Source organism: Sphingobium indicum BiD32 (assembly GCF_000382885.1).
Lineage (GTDB): Bacteria > Pseudomonadota > Alphaproteobacteria > Sphingomonadales > Sphingomonadaceae > Sphingobium > Sphingobium japonicum_C.
This window is the reverse complement of record NZ_CAVK010000131.1, coordinates 22,647-30,171: the sequence shown is the minus strand read 5'-3', so window position 1 is coordinate 30,171 and position 7,525 is coordinate 22,647. Positions and strand designations below refer to the sequence as shown.

Here is a 7,525-nt window from a genome sequence, read left to right as displayed (position 1 = left end):
CGGGGCCCTCTTCATATCGTTGTCTTCATTGATCAGGTGGCAGTGATCTCGCCGGTTTCCGGGTCGACAACCTGGGTGGCCTGGTTTTGCTCCGCCCCGGCAGCACGGCGGCGGGCGGACTGCTTGAGGCGGTAGCTGTCGCCGTTCATGGCCAGGATGCTGACGTGGTGCGTGAGCCGATCGAGCAGCGCGCCGGTGAGCCGCTCGGATCCCAGGACCTGCGTCCAGTCCTCGAACGGCAGGTTGGATGTGACGATCGTCGATCCCCGCTCATAGCGCTGCGAGAAGGTCTCGAACAGCAGCTCAGCGCCTGTGGGCGAGAGAGGAACATAGCCCAGTTCATCGACGATCAGCAGCTTCACCGCTGCAAGATCGCGCTGCATCTTGAGCAGTCGCTTTTCGTCCCTCGCCTCCATCAGCTGGTTGACCAGGGCAGCGGCGGTCGTGAACGCGACCGTGAAGCCTTTCTGGCAAGCCGCCAGTCCCAGCGCGAGCGCCACATGGGTTTTGCCGGTGCCGCTGATGCCCAGCGCGATGATATTTTCCCGACGCAGGATGTATTCGCAGCGGGCCAGCTCCAGCACGAGCATTTTGTTGAGGCCTGGAATGGCCGTGAAGTCGAACGTGTCGAAGCTTTTCACCGCCGGGAACCGCGCAGCCCGGATCCGGCGCTCCACGGTGCGGCGCTCACGGTCGATCAGCTCAAGTTCGATGAGGCGAAGCAGGTATCGGCTATGATCGACCCCCTCGCGTGCACATTCATGCGCCAGCTTCTCATATTCCCGCAGCACTGTAGGAAGTTTGAGTTGCTTGAGATGGTGCGCGAGCAGAACCTGCGGCGTCCCCGCCATAGTGCCGGTGGGCATCTTGTCCTCTGTGCCCCGGTTCATGCCGCCAACTCCTGAGATGTTTGGGGCACGAGCGCGGCATAGTCGGCGGCACGCGTCGTCTTCACGTCCATTTTCGGCAGGTGGGGATAGGCTGCCAGGTCCAGGCGGGCGGGTCGCCGTTCGATGCGCGCCAGCGCGATCTGCTTGACCGCGTCAAAGCCGATTGCGCCGATACAGATCGCCTCGTTCACCGCGAAGGTGACGATCTCCATCGGCATCGCCTCCAACAGGCGCAGGATCTGGATGAACTCGCGCTTGCCCTTGTTGCCCATGCGCGCCTCAAGGAGGTTACGCATATGCTGGAACGCTTGCGGCAGAGCCCAGTCCTGCAGCGCGGCGGCCTGATCGAGCGCATTGGGCTGGTCTCGATCAGCGCCAGATAATGCAGCGGGTTCGCCACAAACATGGCCTCACCATAACAGCGCGGATGTCTGGCGATCTCCTCATTGCCACATAGGATGACCACCGTGTCGACGAAGCCCTTCACCATGACATCCTGGAAGCCGTACCGGGTCGGCACCGAGTATTCGTTGGTGCGGTAGCGCACCAGGGCGGTCGACGATACGCGAGCGGCCCTGGTCTCGCACGGCTCGAACTGCCCTGCTGGCAATGCCCGCATCGTCGCCAGATCGGCCAGAAGCCGTGCGCCGATCGTCTCACTATGTCGGCCAGCCCGCTCTTCCTGCCGGGCCCGGCAGCGGTCCAACAGCTCATCATTGAAGTCATCGAAGCTGGGCGCATGCGGAATCGGTACCATGAAGTGCGATCGGGCGTGCTTGACCAGGCCTTCCACCTTCCCCTTGTCGTTCCCCTTTCCAGGCCGACCAAAGCGATCGGTGAAAAGATAATGGCTGACGAGCCCGGTGAACGCGCGTGTTCGCTCGCGCTTTCCATCCCCGCAGATCCTGGCAACCGCGATCTTCGTGTTATCATAAAGGATCGACAGTGGCACACCGCCAAAGAAGGCGAACGCCGATACATGCCCGTCCAGAAAGGCCTCGGTTGTCTCCGCTGGATAGGCCTTCACAAAGCAGGCATCCGATTGCGGCAGGTCCATGCAGAAGAAGTGCATCTTCCGGCGGACACCATCGATCACGCCCACCGCTTCGCCAAAATCTACCTGAGCATGTCCTGGCGGGTGCGCCAGCGGCACGAACGTCTCGCGTCCCCGCGCTCGGCACAGCCGGACATAATCCTTTACGACAGTGTAGCCTCCGCCAAAGTCATGCTCGTCGCGCAAACGTTCAAAGATCCGCTTGGCACTATGCCGCTGCTTCACAGGCGCAATGCGATCCGCTGCCAGGATCGCGTCAATCACTGGCAGCAGCGGCCCCAACTTCGGCTTCGCCACAGGCTTGGTCCGCGTGTAGCCCGGCGGCAGCGAGAACCGGCACATCTTCGATATCGTCTCGCGGCTCAGTCCAAAGACCTTCGCGGCCTCGCGCTGGCTGTTACCTTCAACAAAAACAAAGTGCCGAACGGCGGCGTAGCTCTCCACGGCAAACATCCCCGGCCACCCCCATTAAAAGGAGCAACCTATCCAATGGCTGGTTTTTAAACCGCCACGCTCAGCAAATCGCTGGCGTTCCATTGGCCTGGTTTGTCACCGCCCTCTACACATGCTCGATCCTGGCACGGATCGCAGATTTTGTAGCATTGGCGCGAGCGGTCGCCCTGGGCATCGGCTTGCCTTTGGGTTTGCGACGGTGGATGCGACTGGTCAGCATGCGATCGGCCAGCCATGTTTCGTTCGTCCCGGAGCGGTATGCTGTGTCGGCCCAGACCTCGCTGCTGCTATTCTCTGCGATCACATGGCGTAACATGCGCCCATCGGCGTGCGCCGCCGAGGTGACCTCACCTGCGCGAATGAACCCGTAACGGCGGTCTATGCTGATATGGCTTTTATACCCGAACACCGGCAAGGCGATCATCGGCAGCGGCTTGCCATTCTTGTAGCGCACCTTCCCGCCGATCTTGAGCGTCCAGCGCGCATCTGTGTCCTTCTGTGCCGCCTTTGCCGGGTCATCAGGCCAGATATCCTGCGCCGACTTTCCATCCTTGATGGCTTGCCGCTCATCATCGGTGTTACGTTGCTTGGGCGCGGGCACCAGGCTGGCATCGATGATCTGCCCCGACATGGGGATGTAGCCCTTCTTGTGCAGTTGCCAGTCAAAAGCCTTCATCACCCGCTTAAGTGTCCCGGTCTCCGTCATCCGGTTGCGGAAATGCCGGATGCTGTTCTCGTCGGGGGTGCGATCGCTGCTGGGCGGCAATCAGGATGAGAACCCTGATCGTCGCGCAACAGATCGCCGAGCGCAAAACCCAGAAACCGCATCCAGCTCAGCCGTTCCCGGATCATATACTCCATTCTGGCATCGGACAGATTATGCTGGGCCTGCAAGATCAGTATCTTGAACATGGCGACAGGGTCAAACGGCGGACGGCCGCCCTTGCTGCCATGGCCATAACCAAGTCCGTCGACCAAGCCAGACCCGAAAATACTCAAAGTCCACGGTCCGTTCCAGAACTTCAAGCGGATCGCCATGGCGGCTCAGCATCTCAAGATGGTCGTTCAGGCTGAAAAGAGACTTGGGGTCCATGGCAGATCGCCTCCAATGGCTACCCGCTCAATGAATCATCAATGCACCAAATCCGCCAGAGTTCTTGCGGGTGTCCAGCTTCTTGTGCGAGCCTTTATGATCGCGGCCGAGCGGAAGTAGGTGCGTCTGGGACCAGTTAAATTTCGGGCAGAGCCTGCGTTGCGAACCCCCACCCTCTAAGTTCTGCACTCCTCTTCAGGAGTGTTTCGAGATCTTCGATCGAAAAGGGGTGGGCGTCCTTCATTCTGTCCAGTTCAGCCCAGTCTATCGGGACGGCGACTGACGCACCGGGGCGGGCGCGGACGGAATAGGGCAATATGGCAGTACTGCCACGCTGATTGCGCAGCCAGTCAATGAAGATGCGATCCTTGCGCTTTACCTTGCTCATCGTCGCCGTTAAGCGGTCAGGCTCGGCGGCGCTCAAGGCCTGGGCGAAGCGGGACGCAAAGTCCTTGTGTCTGTCCCAGCCGTGGCCGGGCGTCAGCGGCACGACGACATGCACACCCTTGCCGCCCGACAGCATCGCGAAGGAGACAAGGCCTATGTCGGTAAGATGATCGCGTATGTCCATAGCCGCCTGCTTCACCTTGTTGAAATCCAGCCCTTCGTCTGGGTCCAGATCGAAGATCATCCGGTCCGGCCGCTCCACAGCGTCGGCCCGGCTGGCCCAGCCGTGAAACTCTATCGTCCCCATCTGGACGCAGGCGAGCAGGCCGTCGGTGCTCTCGACATAGATATAGTCTTCTGATCCGCCATCCTTTTCGCGGATCGGCACTTGTCGTACCGCCTTCCCGAAGGCACCGCTGTCATGTTTCTGGAAGAAGCATTTTTTCGCACGCCCCTGCGGACAGCGGACCAGGCTGATCGGCCGATTGGCGACGAAGGGCAGCATCAACGGCGCGATGCGTGTGTAATAGTCCGCCAGTTCCCCCTTGGTCTGGCCGCTTTCGGGGAAGATGACGCGATCGCGGCTGCTGATCCTGACTGTGCTTTGGAGGGCAGGTACCGGTGCGGGCTTTTCCGATTTCACCGTTCTGGCCGGCTTGTCTGCTCGCAGGCCAAGAAAGCTGGCATGGCGGACGCGACCATCGCCAGTAAATTCGGCAAAGGCGATTTCGGCGACGAGCTTCGGTTTGATCCAACTCACCCCGCGCGCCTCCGCGCTCGGTACGTCGGCTGTGGTCTTGTTCGTAGTCAGCGAGGCCATCGCCTTGGCCAGTTCGTCCATCGTCGCGCTGTCGAACCCGGTGCCGACCTTCCCCTTATAGGCCAGCGTCCTTCCCTCATGCTGGGCCAACAGCAGGGATGCAAAGGGGCGTCCCCTGGCATTGCTCTTCGTCCATCCGACAAGGACGAATTCCTGTCGCCGGGTACATTTGACCTTCACCCAGTTGCGCGTGCGGGTGCTGCGATAAGGGGCGTCGGCTCGTTTCGAGATGATGCCTTCCTGTCCAGCCTCGCACAGGGACCGGAACAAGGTTTCGCCAGCACCCAGAACATGATCGGAGACATGGATGGGCGGTTCAGCCGTGCCCAGCAACGACTCCAGCCGCTCCTTGCGTTCGATGGTTGTCAGCCCTTTAAGATCCTGCCCGTCAAGTGACAGGAGATCAAAGGCGAACAGGTGCAGTGGATGCGCCGGATCTTCCTGTCCATGTCCGCGCTTCAGCGCCTTTTGTAGCGTCGAAAAATCGGGATTGCCGTTCCCGTCCAGCGCAACCACTTCGCCGTCGATCAGGCAAGGGGGCAGGTCCAGCGCGGCGATCGCGTCTGTCAGCAGCGCAAATTTGTCGGTCCAGTCCAGCCCGTTGCGGGTATGGAGTTTCACCTTGTCTCCGCTCGCTGCGATCAGGGCACGATAGCCGTCATATTTGATCTCGTGCAGCCAGTCATTCCCGGTCGGCACGGCGTCTACCAGCGTGGCGAACTGTGGCTTTACAAAGCCGGGCAGGGCAGCGTTTCGCTTGCGTCGCTTGCGTTGCTTGCCCCCGACCTTGGCATTATGATCCTTTGCCGCCGCCATCTTAGTTGCGAAGCTCTTGCCTCTCGCCCCGGCGAGTGACTGTTCGCCGCCTTTGTCCCCCGCGATCTGCGCCATGAATCGGTCCGTCAGCACGCTGGTCAGCGCACGCTCGACTAGCGCGTCCCCCGATCCGGCATCCTTGTCGTCGATCTTGCGCAGCAGCCAATTCTCACGCTTCTCCTTGGGACGCCCTTTCATCCGCACCAACAGCCATTCCCCCTTCATCCGCTCTCCATGCAGGATGAAATGCAGATGACCATCTTTGAGGTCGGCGGCGTTCTTTCCCGCGATCGGCTCCTAGGTGCCGCGATCCCACAGCATCACGGTGCCGCCGCCATATTCGCCCTTGGGAATCGACCCCTCGAAAGTGCCATAATCGAGTGGATGATCCTCCGTCCGCACAGCCAGCCTTTTGTCGGCAGGGTCGATGCTCGGTCCCTTGGTGACAGCCCAGCTTTTCAGTACCCCGTCTATCTCGAGCCGGAAATCCCAATGCAGCCGGGTCGCGGCATGTTTCTGCACGACAAAGCTATTGCCTCCGGTTTTCGCAACCTTGCCTTTGGGTTCCCGCGTGCGGGCGAAATCGCGCTTGGCGTTGTAGGGGGAAAGGGCATCCTTGCTGACCATCATTCTTTCCGATCCAAAGGATCGAGCCAGCGGCGTTCGACAAAGCCCAGCACGGTGAGCATGATGATCGCAACGATGGTCGCGCTGATCACCAGTGGCCAGAGCGCCGCGCCGCAGGCGATGCCTATAACGGCCGCCAGCCAGATATGCGCTGCGGTGGTCAGGTTGCGGATCTCGCCCTTGCTGAACACGATCAGCCCAGCCGCGATAATACCGGTGAAGGCGGCGGATGCCTCGAACACACGAAGAGGATCGATATTACCCTCTCCTTTGAGTTGGAGGTGCAGGGCTATGGCGCACACGGTCATCAGCGCGGCGGTAAAGCAGATAAGGCCATGGGTGCGCATCCCTGCTGCATGGCCGCGCAACTCCCGGTCCATTCCCAGCAGCAGGCCGAGTATCGCCGCAGCGCCCAACCGCAGCAATACGGGGCCATCGATCAGGTGCAGCGGCGTGGCGGGGTTCAATTCCATTACGCGCTCTTGCGCTTTGCCGTCGCTGCCTTCTTGGGCTGGGCCGCTGGCTTGGCTTTGGCACCCGCCTTGCTAGTCGGCGCGCTCCTGCCCGTCCCGGCGGATTTTTTCAGCGCGGCCATCAGGTCGATGACATTGCCCGCCTTGCGACCCGCAGGTTCGTCATCGACATCCTCGATGATCCGCTTGCCCTTGGCCTTCTTCTTCTTGTCGATCAGGCGATGGAGTGCATCGACATAGCGGTCGTGAAACTCCTCCGGCTTGAACGGCGCGGTGCGCTTGTCGATGATGCTGACGGCCAGGTCCAGCATGTCCGGGTCTGCTTCTTCGCCCGGAAGTGCCCGAAAATAGCCCTGGGCCTTGGTTACCTCGTCGGCGTAACGCAGCACTTCCAGCACCAGCCCGCGTCCGCAAGGCTTCAACGACACCAACTGCTCGCGCCCGCGCACCGATAACTGGCCCAGGCCGACTTTCTTCGTCTGCCGCAATGCGTCGCGCAGCACCGCATAGGCTTCCTCCGCCAGATCGTCGGCGGGCAGGACGAAATAGGGCTTTTCATAATAGAGCACGTCGATCGCATCGGCATCGACGAACTGTACTAGGTCTAGCGTCTTGCGGCTTTCAATCTTGACCGACTCAATCTCGTCCTGTTCCAGCAGGACATAATTCCCCTTGGAAATCTCATAGCCCTTGAAAATCTCGTCGCGATCGACGGGACCCACGCCGCTTACCACCTTGTCATAGTGAATCGGCTTGCCGGTCGGCTCGTGGATCTGGCGAAAGGATATGGCCGGGCCGGATTTGGTCGCTGGATAAATTTCGACCGGAATCGAAACCAGTGCCAGCTTGATTTGACCTTGCCAATATGCGCGTGCGGGCATGAACGACCTCCGCGCTATCAGCGTATAGCCA

General features: G+C 60.7%; 5 protein-coding genes and 2 pseudogenes. All 7 read right to left on the bottom strand.

Annotated features, from left to right (window positions below; translation table 11 throughout):
* Positions 1-32: 32 nt before the first annotated feature.
* The 7 genes and pseudogenes from istB to ku all read right to left on the bottom strand — a co-directional run bounded on the left by istB (position 33) and on the right by ku (position 7,494).
* The gene (istB, locus tag EBBID32_RS13095) at positions 33-890 is read right to left on the bottom strand and encodes an IS21-like element helper ATPase IstB (RefSeq protein ID WP_006958365.1); all 858 of its coding nucleotides are present in this window, start codon (positions 888-890) and stop codon (positions 33-35) included.
* A pseudogene (istA, locus tag EBBID32_RS13085) lies at positions 887-2,397 on the bottom strand (IS21 family transposase). The gene istB and the pseudogene istA overlap by 4 nt, the downstream one beginning before the upstream one ends.
* A 106-nt stretch (positions 2,398-2,503) precedes the next feature.
* Complete coding sequence (locus EBBID32_RS13080; RefSeq protein ID WP_196805655.1) at positions 2,504-3,163, bottom strand: transposase; 660 nt, start codon at positions 3,161-3,163, stop codon at positions 2,504-2,506.
* The gene (locus EBBID32_RS25265) at positions 3,100-3,309 is read right to left on the bottom strand and encodes a transposase (protein ID WP_006958361.1); all 210 of its coding nucleotides are present in this window, start codon (positions 3,307-3,309) and stop codon (positions 3,100-3,102) included. The genes EBBID32_RS13080 and EBBID32_RS25265 overlap by 64 nt, the downstream gene beginning before the upstream one ends.
* Positions 3,310-3,626: 317 nt before the next feature.
* Positions 3,627-6,140, bottom strand: a pseudogene (gene ligD, locus EBBID32_RS13075) (DNA ligase D).
* Positions 6,140-6,613, bottom strand: a complete 474-nt coding sequence (locus EBBID32_RS13070) for an MgtC/SapB family protein (protein WP_006958353.1) — start codon at positions 6,611-6,613, stop codon at positions 6,140-6,142. The pseudogene ligD and the gene EBBID32_RS13070 overlap by 1 nt, the downstream one beginning before the upstream one ends.
* Entirely contained in the window at positions 6,613-7,494 is an 882-nt protein-coding gene (ku, locus tag EBBID32_RS13065) for a non-homologous end joining protein Ku (protein ID WP_006958352.1), read from the bottom strand. The genes EBBID32_RS13070 and ku overlap by 1 nt, the downstream gene beginning before the upstream one ends.
* Positions 7,495-7,525: the final 31 nt, after the last annotated feature.

Excerpts from the sequence above, each read along its gene's own strand:
- istB (WP_006958365.1), bottom strand. The coding sequence starts at position 890 with ATGAACCGGGGCACAGAGGACAAGATGCCCACCGGCACTATGGCGGGG.
- EBBID32_RS25265 (WP_006958361.1), bottom strand. The coding sequence starts at position 3,309 with ATGTTCAAGATACTGATCTTGCAGGCCCAGCATAATCTGTCCGATGCC.
- EBBID32_RS13070 (WP_006958353.1), bottom strand. The coding sequence starts at position 6,613 with ATGGAATTGAACCCCGCCACGCCGCTGCACCTGATCGATGGCCCCGTA.
- ku (WP_006958352.1), bottom strand. The coding sequence starts at position 7,494 with ATGCCCGCACGCGCATATTGGCAAGGTCAAATCAAGCTGGCACTGGTT.